This window comes from Nocardia sp. 149-1B (genome assembly GCF_057747975.1).
Window position 1 is genome coordinate 2,520,201 of record NZ_CM173233.1, and the last position, 18,220, is coordinate 2,538,420.

Sequence of the window (18,220 nt, forward strand, 5' to 3'; positions counted from 1 at the left end):
CCCCTCAGGCCGGGTCGCCGTCGCCGGCTGCGCGCTGGCATGCCGCATGCCGCATGCCGCTGGGTGGTGGCGGCGACAAGAAGCTCGTGGCGCGAGACGCCCCCATGACCGAGCAGGGACCAGACTCGGCGTCGATGGCCAACCTCGGCCGCACACACCCGAATCGGCCCCTGCCCGCCTCGATGAGGAGCCGCGGCTCAGTACGTCTTGGTCGTCAGCGCGTACCCGCATCGCAGGTACTCACAGTAGTAGTCGGGCTGTGTGTAGCGCACGAGTGTCACAGACGTGACCGCCCCCTCGGGCTCGAACACGAACGCATAGTCCTGCGATCCCGACGGGTCACTCAGCTTCAGCTGGACGGTGCACGACTTCACCAGGTTGCACTCGCGTCCCTTGTGGATGGGCGAGTCGTTCCCACGCTGCATGTTCCCTTGAACGTCAATCTGGTAGACGATGGAGTCACAGGACACCGTGAAGCTGCCGTAGACGTAGCCGCCCGACTTGCTGGTCGTCACCGACGACGTGCACGCCCGGCTGCCGCCGCCGCCGTCGCCTTGAGTGGCAACAGCAGGCGCACCGACGCTGAGGATGACAGCCACGGCGGCCAACAACGCGTAGATCGATCTGAACATGTACCCGAGATCCTTCCGAGATCGGCGCCGAGCGGCCCCGCGTGCGCCGATCGTCGCATTGCTGCAGACCCTCCACCACACAGTTGCAGGAACCTGCAGCCGCCTCGCAACCCAGAGATCGACAGGCGGGCCAGCTGCCCTTCGGGCGCCCTACTGAGTGACGCGGTAGGCGTCAAAGACGCCGGGCACGGAGCGCACGGCCTTGAGGACGTTGTCGAGGTGCTTGGCCTCGGCCATCTCGAAGGTGAACCGGCTCTTGGCGACCCGGTCGCGGGTGGTCGAGAGGTTGGCGCTGAGGATGTCGACGTGGGCATCGGAGAGCGCCATGGTGATGTCGGAGAGCAGGCGGGCCCGGTCGAGGGCCTCCACCTGGATGTTGACCAAGAAGCTCGACTGACCGGTCGGCGCCCACTCGACGTCGAGCAGCCGCTCGGGCTGGGCCTGCAGACTCGCGGCGTTGGTGCAGTTCTGGCGGTGCACGGACACTCCCCCGCCCTTGGTCACGAAGCCCAGGATCGGGTCGGGCGGCACCGGGGTGCAGCACTTCGCGAGCTTGACCCAGATGTCCGGAGCGCCCTTGACGATCACCCCGGAGTCGCCGCCGGGCTGGACGTTCGACCGGGAGCGCCGTCCGGTGATCGTGACACCCTCGGCCAGGTCCTCGGCCGCACCGGCATCGCCACCATGGACGTCGATCACCCGGCGTACGACGGACTGGGCCGACAGGTTGCCTTCGCCCACTGCGGCGTACAGCGCCGAGACGTCGGCCAGCTTGAAGTGTCCGGCGGCCAGCATCAGCGACTCGTGGGTCATCAGCCGCTTGAGAGGCAACCCCTCCTTGCGCATCAGCTTGGCGATCTGGTCCTTGCCGCGGTCGATCGCCTCCTCGCGGCGCTCCTTGGTGAACCACTGCCGGATCTTGGACTTCGCGCGAGGGGACTTCACGAAGCCCAGCCAGTCGCGTGACGGTGCCGCCGTGGGGGCCTTGGAGGTGAAGACCTCGACCACGTCGCCGTTCTCGAGCGCGGACTCCAGCGGCACCAGGCGACCGTTGACCCGCGCGCCGATGGTGTGGTGGCCGACCTCGGTGTGGACGGCGTACGCGAAGTCGACGGGGGTCGCGCCGGTCGGCAGCGCGATCACGTCACCGCGCGGGGTGAAGACGTAGACCTCCGCCCGGTTGATCTCGAAGCGCAGCGACTCCAGGAACTCCCCCGGGTCCTCGACCTCGTTCTGCCAGTCGAGCAGCTGGCGGACCCACGTCATGTCGTCGAGGTCGCCGGGGCGCTCGGTGTCGACGCCGGCGCGGCCGTCCTCCTTGTACTTCCAGTGCGCGGCGACGCCGTACTCCGCACGGCGGTGCATCGCGAACGTGCGGATCTGCAGCTCGACGGGCTTGCCCTGCGGGCCGATCACCGTCGTGTGCAGCGACTGGTACATGTTGAACTTCGGCATCGCGACGTAGTCCTTGAACCGGCCGAGGACCGGGTTCCACCGGGCGTGCAGGATGCCGAGGACGGTGTAGCAGTCGCGGTCGTTCTCGACGAGGACGCGGATGCCGACCAGGTCGTAGATGTCGGAGAACTCCCGGCCCCCGACGATCATCTTCTGGTAGATCGAGTAGTAGTGCTTGGGTCGACCGGTGACCGCGGCCTTCAGCTTCGCCTCGCGCAGGTCGGTCTCGACCTGGGCGATCACCTCGGCGAGGAACTGGTCGCGCGACGGTGCGCGCTCGGCGACCATTCGGACGATCTCGTCGTAGATCTTCGGGTGCAGGGTCGCGAACGCGAGGTCCTCGAGCTCCCACTTGATCGTGTTCATGCCGAGCCGGTGCGCGAGCGGGGCGTAGATGTCGAGGGTCTCGCGCGCGACCCGCTCCTGGGTCTCCTGGCGGACGTAGCGCAGCGTGCGCATGTTGTGCAGCCGGTCGGCGAGCTTGATGACCAGCACCCGGATGTCGCGCGACATCGCGACGATCATCTTGCGGATGGTCTCGGCCTGCGCGGAGTCGCCGTACTTGACCTTGTCGAGCTTGGTCACGCCGTCGACCAGCAGCGCGATCTCGTCGCCGAAGTCGTGGCGCACCTGCTCGAGCGTGTACGGCGTGTCCTCGACCGTGTCGTGGAGCAGAGCCGCGGCGAGCGTCGGCTCGGTCATGCCGATGTCGGCGAGGATCGTCGTCACCGCGAGCGGGTGGGTGATGTAGGGGTCACCGCTCTTGCGCGTCTGGGTCCCGTGCATCCGCTCGGCGGTGGCGTAGGCCCGCTCCAGCAGCGCCAGGTCGGCCTTGGGGTGGTTGGCGCGCACCGACCGGAACAACGGCTCCAGCACCGGGTTGGCGCCCTGGTTGCGGGTGCCCATCCGGGCGAACCGCGCCCGCATCGATCTGGTCGACGGCGCCGGCTCCGAGGCGCGCCGCTCCTGTTCGGGCGGGGCGGTGCGTTCCTCGGTCACTCGTTCAGTCTACGTAGCCCGGGCTCGCGGTGCTGCGCCCGCAGGCGCAGCACCGCGATGGACCTCAGTAGTTCACGCAGTACTTTCCGTCCTCGCCACGCATGCAATAGCCCTTCGCCCAATCCGATGTTCGGGTGAAGAGGAGCTGACAACTCCCGCCGTAGCAGTTGAGGAAGACACTGCGCGTCTTGTGAAGGTAGGTGACCGGGTCCGTGATGCGGTACTTGTCGTGGGCGCTGTTGCACAAGATCCCGACCTCGTAGTCGCGCCAGGAGTTCTTCACGTAGGTCTGCGTCTTCAGGTGTCCGGTGGCCGATTGACTCGTCTCGACCCAGTACCAGGCGGGCGTGTCGGACTCGCGAGGGGCGCGCTTGACCGTCTTGACGACGCGATAGGACCCGGGGGTCTTGCACTTCTTGGGGAGCAGCTTCATTCCCTGGAACGGCACCGACGTGGTGTCCGCGCTTGCTGTCGGACCGAGTGCCACCATGCTCAGCAACAAGCTGAACACTCCGACGAATGAGACGAGCAGTACACGCTTCACGGGTCCTCCGAGACGTTGCGTTCAGTGGTCAGCTCGTCGCGTGCCCGCTACCGACGAGTCCTAAACTGCGGTCGCGTCGATTCAGACGACCAGCAACGACGTCAGCGGCGTCGACCCGATCGCCTGCCGTCCGGAGAGGAAGCCGAGCTCCATCAGCATCGCCACGGCGTGCACGCTCGCCCCGCACTGCTCGACCAGGTCGATGGTCGCCTTCGCCGTCCCGCCGGTGGCGAGCACGTCGTCGACGAGCAGCACCCGGTCCCCCGGTGCGAGCGCGTCCTGGTGGACCTCGAGCGTGGCTTCGCCGTACTCGAGGGCGTAGGAGACGGCGTACGTCGCGCGCGGGAGCTTGCCGGCCTTGCGGACCGGCACGAAGCCCACGCCCAGCGCCAGCGCCACGGGCGCGCCGAGGATGAACCCGCGCGACTCCATGCCGAGGACCTTGTCGACGACCACGGCACCGGTCTCGTCACGTCCCGGGGCGGCCAGCGCGGCCACGACCGCCGCCAGGGCGCCCGGGTCGGCGAGCAGCGGGGTGATGTCCTTGAACAGGATCCCGGGCTCGGGGAAGTCTGGCACGTCCGCGATCAGCGCGAGCGCGTCCGCCACCCCGGCCACCTCAGCGGCGGGCAGCGTCACTTCTTGCCCCGCTTGGACCGCGGCTCACGGGTCGGCTGCTGCCGACCCGCCGCGCCCGAGGGCCGCACCGGTCCACGGGACTGGGGGGCCACGCGGCCGCGCCCGGGCTCGCTCGGGGCACGAGGCTCACGGGCCGGGGCCGCCGGCCGGGACACCGGAGCGTCACCGAGCTCGTCGGAGTCACCGGGCTCGGCCGCGATCGGCATGTCCTCGCTGAAGGTCGGCACCGCCGCGTAGCGGTCGGCCTCGATCTTCTTCTGTCGCGCCTTGTCGCGCTTCTCGGCCTGGACCACGTCGGTCTCACCGGCCTTGAGCTGGACGACCAGGGGGGTCGCGATGAAGATCGACGAGTAGGCACCGGCGGCCATGCCGACAAGCAGCGCGAGCGCGAGGTCCTTCAGCGTGCTGGCGCCGAGCTGGACCGCGCCGACGTACAGGATCGCCGCCACCGGGATGAGCGCCACGATCGAGGTGTTGATCGAGCGCACCAGCGTCTGGTTGACCGCGAGGTTGGCGGCCTTGGCGTAGGTCGTGCGGCTCTCGCGGAGGTTCCTGGTGTTCTCGCGCACCTTGTCGAACACCACCACGGTGTCGTAGAGCGAGAAGCCGAGGATCGTCAGCACGCCGGTGACCGTCGCCGGCGTCACCTCGAAGCCCGAGAGCGCGTAGACGCCGATCGTGATCACCACGTCGTGCGCCAGCGCCACGATCGCCGCCACGGACATCTTCCACTCGCGGAAGTAGGCCCAGATGAAGAGCACGACCAGCACCAGGAAGACCACGAGGCCTGTGAGCGATCGCTTGGCGATCTCCTTGCCCCAGCTGGGCCCGACCTCTTGGGAGTTGATCTGCTTGTCCGTGGTGCCCGTCTTGTCCTTGATGACGGACTTGATCTCGGTGCTCTCACTGCTGGTCACGGACTTGACCTGGATCAGGATCCCGTCCTTGCCGGTGCTGCTGACGACTGGCTGCTTGGCGGCGTCGATGCCGGTGTCGGCGACGGCAGTCCGCACGTCGTCCACGAGGCCCTGGTTGAGGTCGGCGATGCCGCTGACCTTGTACTCGGCGCCACCGACGAACTCGATGCCCATGTCGAGCGGCTTGACCATCAGGGCCACGCCCGAGACCAGCACGATGACGCCGGAGATGGCATACCAGAGCCACTTGCGGCCGACGAAGTCGATCGACTTCTGACCCGAGTAGAGGTGGTTGCCCAATCGCGAGAACTTGCCCATCAGGCCCTCCCTCCCACGGTGTTGATCCGGTCGACGCCGAGGGCCTCGGCGTCCAGCCCGGAGAGCTTGTGTCCCTGGTTGAAGAAGCGGTGCCCGCCCAGCACGGTCACCAGCGGATGGGTGAACCAGAAGAAGATCGCCAGGTCGATCAGGGTGGAGAGACCCAGCGTGAAGGCGAAGCCCTTCACCACGCCGGCGGCGAAGATGTAGAGCACGACCGCCGCGAGCAGCGAGACGGTGTCCGCGGCCAGACAGGTGTTCCGGGCGCGCTTCCAGCCGGCCTGCACCGCGACTCGCATCGACTTGCCGTCGCGCATCTCGTCGCGGATGCGTTCGAAGTAGACGATGAACGAGTCGGCGGTGATGCCGACCGCGACGATCAGTCCGGCGATGCCCGGCAAGGTCAACGTGAAGCCAGCGGTCTTGCTGAGCAACAGCACGAGCGAGTACGTCACGACGCCCGCCACGATCAGCGAGGCGATCACGACCACGCCGAGGCCGCGGTAGTAGAGCAGGCAGTAGATCATCACCAGGATCAGACCGACGATGCCGGCGGTGATGCCCGCGGAGAGCTGGTCACCGGCCAGCGTCGCGCCGATCTCGTCGACCTGCGTGCCGTCCTTCGCGAAGGAGATCGGCAGTGCGCCGAACTTGAGGCTGGTGGCCAACGACTGCGCCGAAGACTTGGTGAAGTTGCCGGAGATCTCGGCATCCCCGCTGGGGATGTAACCGTTGAAGCCGGGGTGGTTGATCACCTGTCCGTCGAGAACGACGGCGAACTGCTCACCACTCTTGTTCTGCATTGCCTGCGAGAGGTCAGCGAAGACGCCCTTGCCCTCGCCGCCCAGCGTCAAGTTGACGGTCCACGCGACTCCCCCCTGCGTTGCCCCGGGCGGCTGCGCTGACGCGCTCTTGAGATCGGTGCCCTCGATCGCCGCCGGAGAGAGCAGGAACTTGACGTTCGCCTCGCCCTCGGCCTCCACGCCGCAGGTGACCAGGAACTTTCCGGCGTCGTCGACGACCGGCTGCTTCGCGGGACAGCTGTAGGCGTTGTAGGCCGCGATCGCTTCCTGGCCAGGGTCGGTCATGAACTTCAGCGCCATCTGCGCCTTGTCACCGGACTCGCCGCTCGGAGCGTCGGAGGCGGTGTCCGTCGGTGACTCGCTGGGCGAGCTGGCGGGTGAGCCCGTCGGCGTCGAGGTCGTCGAGGTCGTCGAGCCGCTGGGCGACGGCGTCTTCGAGGGCTTCTTGGCAGGCTTCGCGAGCACGCCGGGTCGGTTCTTAGGCTTCCCGCTGGCCTTGTCGGAGGGCTTGGCCGACGGGGAGCCGGAGGACTCGGCAGACGGGGACCCCGACGGGAGGAGCGACGAGCCATCGCCCGGCAGCGGCGAGCTGGCCGTGCCGCAGGGACCGGGGATCTGGCTACTGCACGCCACGACGCGGAATCGCAGTTGGGCGGTCCGGGTCGCCAGGCCGACGAGGTTGTCGTTGGTCGGTCCGGGGATCTCGACCACGATGTACTTGTTGCCCTGGGTGGTCACCTCCGCCTCGGCGACACCGGTGCTGTTGACCCGCTGGTCGATGATCGAGGCGGCCTCGTCGAGCTGGTCCGCCTTCGGGCTGCCGTTGGCGGTCATCGTGATGCGGGTGCCGCCCTTGAGGTCGAGCCCGAGCTCGGGCTTCCAGGTGCCCCCGAGGGCCACCAGTCCGTAGGAGACCACCACCACCAGGAAGAACACCACGAGGGTGCGTCCGGGGCGGAACGCCTTGCGTGCCATGTCAGCTCTCCTCCGGGCCGGAGATCGTCCCCGGCTGGTCATCGGTCTGGTCGTGCTCGTCGGGCTCGTCGTACTGCTCGTCGGTCTGGGTGAGGATGGTTCCGACCGCACCGCGCGCGACCTTGATCGTCACGCCGGGCGCGACCTCGACCATCACGTGGTCATCCTCGAGCTCGCGCACCTCGCCGTACACGCCGGAGGTCAGCATGACCTCGTCCCCTACGGACAACGACGACTGCATCCGCCGGAGTTCCTTCTGGCGACGACTCATCGGCCGGATCAGGAACAGCCAGAAGAGCAGCGCGATGCCGACAAGCGGCAGCAGCTCTACCACGGGACAACCTCTCGAACGACCTCACGACATGCATCGGCGGGCTCGCGAGCGGGCTCGCCGGATACGCGGCCCAGACCGGGCCGGTCGACGGGCAAGCATAACCGGGTGGGCGGGTCGGGCCGCGAATCCGGGTCCTCTCGCGAGTCAGTCCTCGAACAGCGGCGCGTCGGCTTCGGGGAACGTCAGCGTCGGCGGCGCCGTCAGGCCGAGGTGCTGCCAGGCCGCCGGCGTCGCCACCCGACCGCGCGGGGTCCGGGCCAGGAAGCCGTTGCGGACCAGGAACGGCTCGGCGACCTCTTCGACGGTCTCGCGCTCCTCCCCCACCGCCACGGCCAGGGTGGACACACCGACCGGGCCGCCGCCGAAGCGTCGGCAGAGTACGTCGAGCACCGCCCGGTCGAGCCGGTCGAGGCCGAGCCGGTCGACCTCGTAGAGATCGAGCGCCGCCCGCGCGACCGGCAGCGTGACGACCCCGTCGGCGCGCACCTGGGCGTAGTCGCGGACCCGGCGCAGCAGGCGGTTGGCGATCCGCGGCGTGCCGCGGGATCGGGACGCGATCTCGGCGGTGCCGTCGGCGACCGCGTGCACGTCGAGCAGCCGGGCCGAGCGCTGGATGATCGTGTCGAGCTCGTCGGGCTCGTAGAACTCCAGGTGCGCGGTGAAGCCGAAGCGGTCGCGCAGCGGCCCGGGCAGCAGGCCGGCGCGGGTGGTGGCACCCACCAGGGTGAACGGCGGGATCTCCAAGGGGATCGCGGTCGCGCCGGGGCCCTTGCCGATGACGACGTCGACCCGGAAGTCCTCCATCGCCATGTAGAGCATCTCCTCGGCCGGGCGCGACATCCGGTGGATCTCGTCGACGAAGAGGACGTCGCCCTCGTTCATGCCCGAGAGGATGGCCGCGAGGTCACCGGCGTGCGTGATGGCCGGCCCGCTGGTCAGCCGCAGCGGCGTGCTCATCTCGCCGGCGATGATCATCGCCAGCGTCGTCTTGCCGAGGCCGGGCGGACCGGAGAGCAGCACGTGGTCGGGTGCTCGCCCGCGGCGCCGAGCCGCTTCGAGCACGAGGCCGAGCTGGTCGCGGACGCGCACCTGCCCGATGACCTCGTCGAGGGTCCGCGGCCGCAGGGCGGCCTCGACCGCCCGCTCGTCGCCGTCCGCCTCGACGGCCGTCAGCGATCGGTAGTGGGTGGCCTCGGTCTCGTCGAGGTCCTCCTCGTGAAAGGTCATCGGCTCACGCCTTGCTCAGCGTGCGCAGGGCGGCCCGGAGCAGAGCTGCCACGTCGGGTGCATCGCCGGCCTCGGGGGCCACGGCCTCGACCGCCTTCTCGGCGTCGCGCGCCGGCCAGCCCAGGCCGACCAGGCCCTGGTGCACCTGGTCGCGCCAGACGGCTCCGGGCGCGGGAGCTGCCGGGCGGTGGCCGGCACCCGTCGGGGCGCCGATCCGGTCGCGGAGCTCCAGGATGATGCGCTGGGCGCCCTTCTGCCCGATGCCCGGGACCCGGGTGAGTGTCTTGACGTCGTCACCGGCGATCGCCAGGCGCAGGTCGTCGGGCGACAGCACGGCCAGCATGGACTGAGCGAGCTTCGGGCCGACGCCCGAAGCCGTCTGCAGCAGCTCGAACGTCTGCTTCTCGTCGTCGTCGGCGAATCCGAACAGCGTCAGGGAGTCCTCGCGGACCACCATGCTGGTGGGCAGGGTGGCCTGCTGGCCGACGCGGAGGGTGGCCAGGGTGCCCGGCGTGCACATCACGTCGAGGCCGACTCCCCCGACCTCGACCACGGCGCTCGAGAGGGTCACGGCGGCCACCTGGCCGCGCACGAAGGCGATCACGATCTGCTCCTCACTTGCTGGCGGGCCGCGGCGACCGCCGCGTCGATCCGGGCCTGCGCGCCACCCCGCCAGATGTGGGTGATCGCCAACGCGAGCGCGTCGGCGGCGTCCGCCGGCTTGGGCATCGTGTCGAGACGGAGGATGCGGGTCACCATCGCACCGACCTGGGCCTTGTCGGCCCGGCCGTTGCCCGACACCGCGGCCTTGACCTCGCTCGGCGTGTGCAGGGCGATCGGCAGCCCGCGCCGGGCGGCCACCACCATCGCGATGCCGCTCGCCTGGGCGGTGCCCATCACCGTGCTGACGTCGGAGCGGGCGAAGACTCGCTCGATCGCCACCGCGTCGGGGGCGTACTCCTCGAGCCACGCCTCGACGCCACGCTCGATGGTCACCAGCCGCTGCGGCACCGGGAGGTCGGCCGAGGTCCGCAGCACGTTGACGTCCACGAGCGTCAGCGGTCGCCCCATCGAGCCGTCGACCACGCCCATGCCGCAGCGGGTCAGGCCCGGGTCGATGCCGAGCACGCGCATGTGGTGACCTTCCGTCCGAACAGGTGTTCGGAGGTCACGCTAGCCGCCTGCTCCCCCGATCGCGGGAAGACACGCTCACGCGTCGATGGACTCCATGACGTCATCGGGGATGTCGGCGTTGGTGTAGACGTTCTGGACGTCGTCGAGGTCGTCGACGGCGTCGACCAGGCGGAACACCTTGCCCGCGACGTCGACCTCCCCGACCGGGATGTCGAGCGTCGCGACGAACTGCACCTCGGCGGAGTCGTAGTCGATGCCAGCGGCCTGCAGCGCCGTACGCACCGCGACCACGTCGGAGGCCTCCGACTGGATCTCGAAGGTGTCGCCGAGGTCGTCGACCTCCTCGGCACCCGCGTCGAGGGTGGCCTCGAGGATGTCGTCCTCGGTGATCTCCCACGGCTTGCCGCCGCGCTCCTGAGTCTTCTCCACCACCACGACGCCCTTGCGGGTGAACAGGCGGGAGACGGAGCCGGGGTCGGCCATGGTGCCGCCGTTGCGGGTGACCGCCGTGCGGACCTCCATCGCGGCGCGGTTGCGGTTGTCGGTGAGGCACTCGACGAGCAGTGCCACGCCCTGGGGGCCGTAGACCTCGTACATGATCGTCTCGTAGTCGACGCCGCCGCTCTCGAGACCACCGCCGCGCTTGACCGCGGAGTCGATGTTCTTGTTCGGGACCGACTGCTTCTTCGCCTTCTGGACCGCGTCGTAGAGGGTCGGGTTGCCGGAGAGGTCGGGACCTCCCATCTTCGCCGCGATCTCGATGTTCTTGATCAGCTTGGCGAACAGCTTGCCGCGCTTGGCGTCGATCGCGGCCTTCTTGTGCTTCGTGGTCGCCCACTTGGAGTGGCCAGACATGGCGTATCCCTATCTCTCTGCGGTGACCAGGTCCACGAACAAGCGGTGGACCCGGGAGTCGCCACCCACCTCGGGGTGGAACGACGTCGCCATCAGCGAACCCTGACGGACCGCGACGATCCTACCCGCGGCCGCACCCTGCTCGACACGGGCGAGCACCTCGACCGTGTCGCCGACCGCCTCGACCCACGGCGCGCGGATGAAGATCGCGTGCACGGGAGCGTCCAGACCGGTGACCTCGACGTCGCCCTCGAACGAGTCGACCTGGCGCCCGAACGCGTTGCGCCGCACGGTGATGTCGAGTCCCCCGAGGGTCTCCTGGTCGTGGGCGCCGTCCTCGATCCGGTCGGCCAGCAGGATCATCCCGGCGCAGGTCCCGAACGCCGGCATGCCGCCCTTGATCCGCTGCCGGATCGGCTCGAAGAGGTCGAACGTGCGGGCCAGCTTGGCCATCGTCGTCGACTCGCCTCCGGGGATGACGAAGCCGTCGCACGCGTCGAGCTCCCGCTCGCGGCGTACGGCGACCGCGTCGACGCCCAGGTCGCGGAGCACGCGCAGGTGCTCACGCACGTCACCCTGCAGGGCGAAGACACCGACGGTCGGAGCGGACACGCCTGGATCGTAGGTGGTGACCCGAACGCCGGTGACACCGCCATCGTCGTCACGAGGTCCGCAGGGGTCGCGTCACGCACAGACAGGCTGGGAGGAGGTCCCACCTGTCCGGAACGTCCAGGTCGTCGACGGGCCGGTCCAGCTGGACGTGCCCGCCAGCGCAGGGGTCGCGGTGACCGTCACCGTCTGACCCTGGTTGGCGACCACGCTGGGGTCGTAGCGCACCTGGAGCTGCACGTCCGCCCCGATCTGCACGAACTCGGCGGTCTCCCCGTTCAGGCCGCTCACGGACGCGGAGTAGGCGACCGGCGGAAGCGGCGCCGCCACAGCGGGCCAGGTGAGGTCGACGCCGCGCGTGGTGTCACTGCCGCCGGGGAAGGCCTCGCAGCTGCCGCCCCCTGGCGCAGGCACGGTGTACGCCGTCTGCGTGGTGCCCGAGACCGAGACCGGGTCGGTCCACGCCGCCAGGGTCGACTCGGTCCGACCGAGGCTCAGCACGCCGGCGACCAGGGTGATCGCCGTGAGCGGCAGGGTGAGCGCCGGCAGGGCACCACGGTGGCGGCCGGCCTCCTTGCGCCGACGCCCTGCGCGGGGGCGCCGGGTGTCGCCACGCAGGATCACCGAGGCCAGGTAGGCCGCGTAGAGGCCGAGCGCGAACAGTCCGGCGGGTGAGGTCAGCCAGGCGACCGCGGTGCCGACCCTCGGCACCGAGAACAGCACGACGTCGGCATCGTGCACGACGTACGGCGTTGCGTCGGCCGCCTCGTTGGCGTCGCCCTTGAGCCGCACGACCGCCTGCGGGCCGACGTGCTCGATCGAGACGATCCGGTGGGTGACTCGCTGCCCACCGGGGGTGGGCACCGAGACGACGTCGGCGCGGCGCAGGTGGCCGGCGTCCACCCGGTGCGCGATCGCCAGAGCGCCGGAGTCGATCGCCGGAGCCATCGAGCCCGACCGGAACACCAGCGGCCGGAGCCCGAAGCCGGCGGCGGCGAGGGTGACCAGGATGCACAGCACACCGGCGGCCGCGCCGACCCACAGCACGGTCTGCCGTACGCCGGCGGTGACGCGGCTCGGCCCGATCATGACAACACGTCCGAGGTGGCGTCGAAGGTGAGCACGACGTCCGTGGTCGCACCCTGCAGCGCACTCGCGGCCGCGGGGTCGAGCGTGACCTGGATGCACACGGTCTCGGTCGCGCCGGCGGCGAGCAGCCGGCCCGTGGAGAGGAGCGGCCCGTTCACCGTGGTCTGCGCTCCGGGCAGCGCGGCCCCCGGGCACGTGGCCGACGGCGCCGCGCCCGCGACGACCGCATCGCCGGTGACCTTCACCACGAGGCTGTCCCGCAGGCTCTTGCCGTCCGGGTCGGTCGCCGTCGAGGCCGCGGTGTACTTCAGCGGCGAGGTCCCGGCGTTCCTGATCGTCAGCACCGCGGCAGTCGCGCTGCCCGGGACCATCGTCGCGAGGCTGAGCGTGGAGTAGCCCGCGAGCGCATCGCTGTCGTCGGCCCGGAGGTCGATGGTGCCGCCGGTCAGCGTCGTACCGCTGATCGCGACCGCGTCCGTCCAGTACGCGAAGGTGCCCGTGACTCCGACGGACAGCACCACGCCGAGGCCGAGCGCCGCGCGAACCTGGGCAGACATCAGCGCCCGCCGCAGCCTGCGCCGCGGCAGGTGCCGACACCGGGCCGGTCCGGCTCGCCTGCCCGTCATCGCTACCTCTCGGCGCCCATCTCGCCGCGTCGGGGCGCCCGGTGACGCCGCCGGTCGCGCCACGCCCCGTGGAACTGCAGCAGGGCGTAGCCGCCGAGGCCGAGGGCGCCGAGACCCACGAGGACGCCGCGCTGCTGCTGGGTGACCACGGAGGTCACGTAGCCGAGGTACGGGACGGCGTACCAGAGCCGACCCCGCAGCTGCGCCGGACGGACCCACGCAGCGTCGGCCGTGTTGTTGGCGTCGCCCTGGGTGCTCCAGCGCATCCGGCCGGCCGCGTCGTAGCCGATGGCGACCACCCGGTGGGTGACGACGGTCGGGTCGCCCGATCGCAGCTGGTAGGTGATCACGTCACCTACCCGCACGGCACTCGCATCGACTGGCCGGACCGCCACCATCGTTCCCGGCGGGAGGTCTGGCCTCATCGAGCCCGTCTCGATGACGTACGTCGTGGCCCCGGCGATCCGAGGCACCATCAGCGACACGAGCAGGACCGCGCCGATCCCGAGCATCACGGCCCAGGCCAGCACCTGCCCGAGCCACGGCAGGACACCTCGTACCGGGCCGGGCGCCGGACTCTCGACCGCGGCGTGCCGCCCGGCGACGAGCGTGGTCATCGGATCAGGACGCCGTGTCGTGCGTCTGCGTGGTGGTCACGGCGATGTCGTCGAGAACGGCACTGAGCGCCTGGGACCCGTTGGTGGCCGCGGCGAAGTCGAAGTCGACGGTGATCGTGGCTCGGACGACGTAGTCGCCTGCCGCGGTGATCGGGGCGTAGGGCGAGCCGTCGACGAGGAAGGTCGCGGTCGGCACCAGCTCACCGGTGAGCACGTTGGGGCTGCCGAAGACCGCGGGGTCGATCGCCAACGTCGCGCCGATGTGCTTGCCGTCCATGTGGAGCGCGATGTCGCAGACCTTGGTGATGGTGTCACCGGGGACGATCGTGTCGTTGAGCGCGTCGAACGGGTCGGTGTTGTCGAGGAGCCAGTCGTGCGTTCCGCTGGCTACGGAGCAGTCCGGCGCGCTCAAGGTGATCGTGCCGGAGTCGATGGTCGAACCGGTGACGGTCGAGGTGCCCGACCAGTACGCGAGCGAGCCTGCGCCGCCGAACAGCATCGTGCCGCCGGCGACGGCGGCGAGTGCGCCTTTGGTTGTCTTCTTCATGGTCATTTCCTCTGGAACTCGAATGGTGGTCCATTCCCGGAAATGGACATGTCGAGTTCCAACTCGGCATCGACGCGCCGAATCGTAGGAAATGCTTGCTTTATTACAGAATGTGTTGTAGAGGAACGCCGTCCGAAAAGGGCGTCACCAACCGCGCTCGGCGAGCCGGTGCGGCTGCGGGATCTCCTCGACATTGATGCCGACCATGGCCTCGCCGAGACCGCGCGAGACCTTGGCGACCACGTCGGGGTCGTCGTGGAAGGTGGTGGCCTTGACGATCGCCTCGGCGCGCTGCGCCGGGTTGCCGGACTTGAAGATGCCCGAGCCGACGAACACGCCCTCCGCACCGAGCTGCATCATCATCGCCGCGTCAGCGGGCGTCGCGATGCCGCCCGCGGTGAACAGCACCACCGGCAGCTTGCCGGCCTCGGCGACCTCCTTGACCAGGTCGTACGGCGCCTGCAGCTCCTTGGCCGCCACGAACAGCTCGTCGGGCTCGAGCGCACCCAGACGCCGGATCTCCCGGCGGATCGTGCGCATGTGCGTCACGGCGTTGGAGACGTCACCGGTGCCCGCCTCGCCCTTGGACCGGATCATCGCCGCGCCCTCGGTGATCCGCCGCAGCGCCTCACCGAGGTTGGTCGCACCGCACACGAACGGGACGGTGAACGCCCACTTGTCGATGTGGTTGGCGTAGTCGGCCGGGGTCAGCACCTCGGACTCGTCGACGTAGTCGACGCCGAGCGCCTGCAGCACCTGGGCCTCGGCGAAGTGCCCGATCCGGGCCTTGGCCATCACCGGGATCGAGACCGCCTCGATGATGCCGTCGATCATGTCGGGGTCGCTCATCCGCGAGACGCCGCCCTGGGCCCGGATGTCGGCGGGCACGCGCTCGAGCGCCATCACCGCGACCGCGCCGGCGTCCTCGGCGATCTTCGCCTGGTCCGGCGTGACCACATCCATGATCACGCCCCCCTTCAGCATCTCGGCCATGCCGCGCTTGACGCGCGTGGTGCCGGTGGTGGGGGTGCTGTCCGCTGCGGTGGTGTTGCTCTCGACCATGCTCAGATCGTAGTGCCGGTCGTCGTGCCGGCTTCGGCCAGTGCCTGCTTGCGGACGACCCACACGCGTTGACCGACCGTGATGGTCGATGCAGCGGCGAGCGCCCACAGGGCGATGTAGAGCAGCACCGGCAGGTCGAAGATCGCGCTCAGTCCCGTCATCACCAAGATCGCGACCAACCGGTCGGCCCGCTCCGCGATGCCGACCTTGACGGAGAACCCGAGCGTCTCGCCGCGGGAGCGGGCGTACGACGTCACCCCACCCATCAACAGGCAGACCAGGCTGAGCACCAGGTAGAGCCTGCTGGGCTCCTCCCAGGCGAAGTACAGCGCGAGCCCGATGAAGATCGCGCCGTCGCCGATCCGGTCGAGCGTGGAGTCCCAGAACGCACCGAACTTGCTCACCCGGCCCGAGGTGCGGGCCATGTAGCCGTCGAGGAGGTCGCTGAAGACGAACGCGGTGATCACCAGCACCCCGGTCAGCAGCATCCCCTGGGGGAAGAACACGAGGGCCCCCGCGGCCACGCCGATGGTGCCGACGAGGGTCACGGCGTCAGGGCTGACGCCCATCCGGAGCAGCAGGTGGGCGATCGGCGAGAGGACCTTGGTCCAGAAGGCACGGAAACGTTCGAGCATGGCGGCAGTAGGCTACCGTCACTCGCCGGCCGAGGCGGCTTTGCGGCTCGGGAGGAGGTGGAAGATCGTCCAGTACAAGATGCCGATCATCACCCCGCCGCCGACGATGTTGCCGAGCGTCACCGGCAGCAGGTTGTCGACGAAGAACGACGACCAGGTGAGGTCGCCGTACGCACTGACGTCGAGGCCGCTGGTCGACCAGAAGTCCGCCCCTGCGTGGCCCTTGATCAGCAGCGCGAGCGGGATCATGAACATGTTGGCGACCGAGTGCTCGAAGCCGGTTGCGACGAAGAGCGCGATCGGCATCGTGACCGCCACGATCTTGTCGGTGGTGGTGCGCCCGGAGTAGGCCGCCCACACCGCCAGGCAGACCATCAGGTTGCACAGGATGCCGAGCACGAACGCCTCGACGAACGTGTGCTGCACCTTGTGCAGCGCCGCGTCGAGGACGACCGCGCCCCAGGCGCCGTCGGCGTTGTGCCAGGTCCCGGCGAGGTAGATGAGGCCCACGATCGTCAGCGCACCCACGAAGTTCGCGACGTAGACCACGGCCCAGTTGCCGGCGAGCTGCCGCCAGGTGATGCGACCGCTGGCGCGGGCGACCAGGGTCAGCGTCGAGCTCGTGAACAGCTCCGCACCGGTGAGCACGACCAGCACGAGGCCGGTGGAGAACACCACGCCGCCCAGCACCTTGGCGACGCCGTACGGCATGTCACCGGCACCGACCTGGCTCGTGACGAAGAAGACGAAGCCCAGGGCGATGTAGCCGCCGCCGGTGAGCCCGAGGAGCAGGGACTTCAGCAGCCCGGCGGTCACCTTGCCGAACGCGGCATCCTCGGCGGCCTGGGCCATCTGGTCGGGCGAGCGGATCCAGCTCGAGTCGGACATGACGTGGCCTTCCAGGTCGGTCCGGCGCCGGACTCCGTCGCGCCGCGTCCGGGGCGAGTGGTCCCCGAGGCGACTGATTGCTCGTCCGATCCTAGGGCGCGTGGGAGCGTGACCAGCGGCCGGGTCAGACAGGTTGGGGCACGGCCTGGGGGTGGTCGAGCACCGGCATGAACGCCAGCTCCGCGGCACCCACCAGCGGTGAGTCGCCGCCCAGCTGCGCCGCGCGCACGGCGACGTCGTCGCGCGGCATCATCGTGCTGCGCGACATCGCCTCCCGCACCCGGGCCTCGGCTGCCCGCCACACCTGGGCCAGGGATCCACCGAGCACCACGACCTCGGGGTCGAAGAGGTTCGCGATCGCGCGCAGGCCGACCCCGCACCAGTCGGCGACCTCCTCGACAGCGTGCGAGGCGCGGGCCTCGCCCGCCCGGGCGGCGTCGATCACCTCGGCGACGGCGGGCGGGCCGCCCCCGGGCAGCCGCCCGGCGAGCCGGAGCAGCACGTTCTCCCCCACCTTGGTCTCCCAGCACCCGACCGCGCCGCAGCGGCACACCGGTCCCTCGGTGTCGACCTGCATGTGGCCGACCTCGCCGGCGTACCCGCGAGCACCCCGGAGCGGCCGGCCGCCGACGAGGAACCCCCCACCGATGCCGACGCTCGCGCTCAGGTACGCCACCTCGCCGAAGCCGACGGCGGCCCCCCGGACGTGCTCGGCCAGCACGCCGAGGTCCGCGTCGTTGCCGGCGGCGACCGGCCGGTCGAGGCGCTCGGCCAGGAGGTCGGTGAAGGGCACCTCGACCCACCCGAGGTTGGGAGCGAACCGGACCAGTCCGTCCACTGCCCGGACCGCACCGGGCACCGCGACGCCGACGCCGAGGCACCGGACGTGGCGGCCGGCCACCGCCGCGAGCGTCTCCTCGACCATCTGTGCGATCGCCTCGACCACGTGGTCGACGTCGTGCTCACCGCGCTGGTGGCCGCGATCACGCCGCTCGATGACCTCGCCGCCGAGACCGACGAGCGCGACCGCGATCCGGTCGACCCCCACGTCCACAGCGACGACCACGTTGTCCTCCCGCGGCACCACGAGGTGCGATGGGCGACCGGAGCGGCCACCCACCGCCGACGTCTCCTCCGAGACCAGCTCGAGGCTCTGCAGCTCACCGGTGAGCGCACCGATCGTGCTGCGGTTGAGCCCGAGCTGGCGCGTGAGGACCGCGCGGGTCGTCGGACCCCGCGTGTGCACCGTCTGCAGGATCGCGCGCAGGTTCGCGCGTCGCAGCTCGTCGGTGCCGACGCCGGTGGGGGTGGGCAC

The 18,220-nt window shown here is 70.0% G+C and carries 20 protein-coding genes; all 20 read right to left on the reverse strand.

Annotated features, from left to right (window positions below; all coding sequences use genetic code 11):
* Positions 1–197: 197 nt before the first annotated feature.
* Positions 198–632, reverse strand: a complete 435-nt coding sequence (locus tag AC3ANS_RS12090; RefSeq protein ID WP_488296394.1) for a hypothetical protein — start codon at positions 630–632, stop codon at positions 198–200.
* 150 nt (positions 633–782) lie between these two features.
* On the reverse strand, positions 783–3,086 hold the full coding sequence (locus tag AC3ANS_RS12095; RefSeq protein WP_488296395.1) for a RelA/SpoT family protein: 2,304 nt from the start codon (positions 3,084–3,086) through the stop codon (positions 783–785).
* Between the two features lie 64 nt (positions 3,087–3,150).
* Positions 3,151–3,630 carry a hypothetical protein gene (locus tag AC3ANS_RS12100; protein WP_488296396.1) on the reverse strand — a complete coding sequence of 160 codons (480 nt, stop codon included), beginning with the start codon at positions 3,628–3,630 and terminating at the stop codon, positions 3,151–3,153.
* A gap of 81 nt (positions 3,631–3,711) precedes the next feature.
* A complete protein-coding gene (locus tag AC3ANS_RS12105; RefSeq protein WP_488296397.1) occupies positions 3,712–4,269 on the reverse strand; it encodes an adenine phosphoribosyltransferase in 558 nt (185 codons plus the stop codon).
* Positions 4,266–5,504: a protein translocase subunit SecF gene (gene secF, locus AC3ANS_RS12110; RefSeq protein WP_488296398.1), complete on the reverse strand. Its 1,239-nt coding sequence runs from the start codon at positions 5,502–5,504 to the stop codon at positions 4,266–4,268. The genes AC3ANS_RS12105 and secF overlap by 4 nt, the downstream gene beginning before the upstream one ends.
* Positions 5,504–7,282 (reverse strand): protein translocase subunit SecD, encoded by a 1,779-nt coding sequence (secD, locus tag AC3ANS_RS12115; protein WP_488296399.1) that lies wholly within the window; start codon positions 7,280–7,282, stop codon positions 5,504–5,506. Before secD ends, secF begins: the two co-directional genes overlap by 1 nt.
* A 1-nt stretch (position 7,283) precedes the next feature.
* Positions 7,284–7,616 carry a preprotein translocase subunit YajC gene (gene yajC / locus AC3ANS_RS12120; protein ID WP_488296400.1) on the reverse strand — a complete coding sequence of 111 codons (333 nt, stop codon included), beginning with the start codon at positions 7,614–7,616 and terminating at the stop codon, positions 7,284–7,286.
* 144 nt (positions 7,617–7,760) lie between these two features.
* Entirely contained in the window at positions 7,761–8,843 is a 1,083-nt protein-coding gene (gene ruvB, locus AC3ANS_RS12125; protein WP_488296401.1) for a Holliday junction branch migration DNA helicase RuvB, read from the reverse strand.
* 4 nt (positions 8,844–8,847) lie between these two features.
* Positions 8,848–9,447, reverse strand: coding sequence for a Holliday junction branch migration protein RuvA (ruvA, locus tag AC3ANS_RS12130; protein ID WP_488296402.1), 600 nt, complete (start codon positions 9,445–9,447; stop codon positions 8,848–8,850).
* Complete coding sequence (ruvC, locus tag AC3ANS_RS12135) at positions 9,444–9,977, reverse strand: crossover junction endodeoxyribonuclease RuvC (RefSeq protein ID WP_488296403.1); 534 nt, start codon at positions 9,975–9,977, stop codon at positions 9,444–9,446. The genes ruvA and ruvC overlap by 4 nt, the downstream gene beginning before the upstream one ends.
* 75 nt (positions 9,978–10,052) lie before the next feature.
* Positions 10,053–10,832 carry a YebC/PmpR family DNA-binding transcriptional regulator gene (locus AC3ANS_RS12140; RefSeq protein ID WP_488296404.1) on the reverse strand — a complete coding sequence of 260 codons (780 nt, stop codon included), beginning with the start codon at positions 10,830–10,832 and terminating at the stop codon, positions 10,053–10,055.
* A 9-nt stretch (positions 10,833–10,841) separates the two neighbouring features.
* A complete protein-coding gene (gene pdxT, locus AC3ANS_RS12145) occupies positions 10,842–11,444 on the reverse strand; it encodes a pyridoxal 5'-phosphate synthase glutaminase subunit PdxT (RefSeq protein WP_488296405.1) in 603 nt (200 codons plus the stop codon).
* Between the two features lie 72 nt (positions 11,445–11,516).
* The gene (locus tag AC3ANS_RS12150) at positions 11,517–12,530 is read right to left on the reverse strand and encodes a S24/S26 family peptidase (protein ID WP_488296406.1); all 1,014 of its coding nucleotides are present in this window, start codon (positions 12,528–12,530) and stop codon (positions 11,517–11,519) included.
* A complete protein-coding gene (locus AC3ANS_RS12155; RefSeq protein WP_488296407.1) occupies positions 12,527–13,087 on the reverse strand; it encodes a SipW-dependent-type signal peptide-containing protein in 561 nt (186 codons plus the stop codon). The genes AC3ANS_RS12150 and AC3ANS_RS12155 overlap by 4 nt, the downstream gene beginning before the upstream one ends.
* A gap of 71 nt (positions 13,088–13,158) precedes the next feature.
* A complete protein-coding gene (locus AC3ANS_RS12160) occupies positions 13,159–13,773 on the reverse strand; it encodes a signal peptidase I (protein WP_488296408.1) in 615 nt (204 codons plus the stop codon).
* 4 nt (positions 13,774–13,777) lie between these two features.
* On the reverse strand, positions 13,778–14,320 hold the full coding sequence (locus AC3ANS_RS12165) for an alternate-type signal peptide domain-containing protein (RefSeq protein ID WP_488296409.1): 543 nt from the start codon (positions 14,318–14,320) through the stop codon (positions 13,778–13,780).
* 144 nt (positions 14,321–14,464) lie between these two features.
* Positions 14,465–15,382 carry a pyridoxal 5'-phosphate synthase lyase subunit PdxS gene (gene pdxS / locus AC3ANS_RS12170; RefSeq protein WP_488296410.1) on the reverse strand — a complete coding sequence of 306 codons (918 nt, stop codon included), beginning with the start codon at positions 15,380–15,382 and terminating at the stop codon, positions 14,465–14,467.
* A gap of 2 nt (positions 15,383–15,384) precedes the next feature.
* Positions 15,385–16,017 (reverse strand): phosphatidylinositol phosphate synthase, encoded by a 633-nt coding sequence (gene pgsA / locus AC3ANS_RS12175; RefSeq protein WP_488296411.1) that lies wholly within the window; start codon positions 16,015–16,017, stop codon positions 15,385–15,387.
* 18 nt (positions 16,018–16,035) lie between these two features.
* Positions 16,036–16,905 carry a formate transporter FocA gene (gene focA, locus AC3ANS_RS12180; protein ID WP_488296412.1) on the reverse strand — a complete coding sequence of 290 codons (870 nt, stop codon included), beginning with the start codon at positions 16,903–16,905 and terminating at the stop codon, positions 16,036–16,038.
* A 124-nt stretch (positions 16,906–17,029) separates the two neighbouring features.
* Positions 17,030–18,220 carry an ROK family transcriptional regulator gene (locus AC3ANS_RS12185; protein WP_488296413.1) on the reverse strand — a complete coding sequence of 397 codons (1,191 nt, stop codon included), beginning with the start codon at positions 18,218–18,220 and terminating at the stop codon, positions 17,030–17,032.

What these genes read in the sequence shown, in the direction of transcription:
- AC3ANS_RS12090 (WP_488296394.1), bottom strand. Translation starts at nt 632, where the DNA reads ATGTTCAGATCGATCTACGCGTTGTTGGCCGCCGTGGCTGTCATCCTC.
- secF (WP_488296398.1), bottom strand. Translation starts at nt 5,504, where the DNA reads ATGGGCAAGTTCTCGCGATTGGGCAACCACCTCTACTCGGGTCAGAAG.
- secD (WP_488296399.1), bottom strand. Translation starts at nt 7,282, where the DNA reads ATGGCACGCAAGGCGTTCCGCCCCGGACGCACCCTCGTGGTGTTCTTC.
- ruvB (WP_488296401.1), bottom strand. Translation starts at nt 8,843, where the DNA reads ATGACCTTTCACGAGGAGGACCTCGACGAGACCGAGGCCACCCACTAC.
- ruvC (WP_488296403.1), bottom strand. Translation starts at nt 9,977, where the DNA reads ATGCGCGTGCTCGGCATCGACCCGGGCCTGACCCGCTGCGGCATGGGC.
- AC3ANS_RS12140 (WP_488296404.1), bottom strand. Translation starts at nt 10,832, where the DNA reads ATGTCTGGCCACTCCAAGTGGGCGACCACGAAGCACAAGAAGGCCGCG.
- AC3ANS_RS12150 (WP_488296406.1), bottom strand. Translation starts at nt 12,530, where the DNA reads ATGATCGGGCCGAGCCGCGTCACCGCCGGCGTACGGCAGACCGTGCTG.
- AC3ANS_RS12155 (WP_488296407.1), bottom strand. Translation starts at nt 13,087, where the DNA reads ATGTCTGCCCAGGTTCGCGCGGCGCTCGGCCTCGGCGTGGTGCTGTCC.
- AC3ANS_RS12160 (WP_488296408.1), bottom strand. Translation starts at nt 13,773, where the DNA reads ATGACCACGCTCGTCGCCGGGCGGCACGCCGCGGTCGAGAGTCCGGCG.
- AC3ANS_RS12165 (WP_488296409.1), bottom strand. Translation starts at nt 14,320, where the DNA reads ATGAAGAAGACAACCAAAGGCGCACTCGCCGCCGTCGCCGGCGGCACG.
- pdxS (WP_488296410.1), bottom strand. Translation starts at nt 15,382, where the DNA reads ATGGTCGAGAGCAACACCACCGCAGCGGACAGCACCCCCACCACCGGC.
- pgsA (WP_488296411.1), bottom strand. Translation starts at nt 16,017, where the DNA reads ATGCTCGAACGTTTCCGTGCCTTCTGGACCAAGGTCCTCTCGCCGATC.
- focA (WP_488296412.1), bottom strand. Translation starts at nt 16,905, where the DNA reads ATGTCCGACTCGAGCTGGATCCGCTCGCCCGACCAGATGGCCCAGGCC.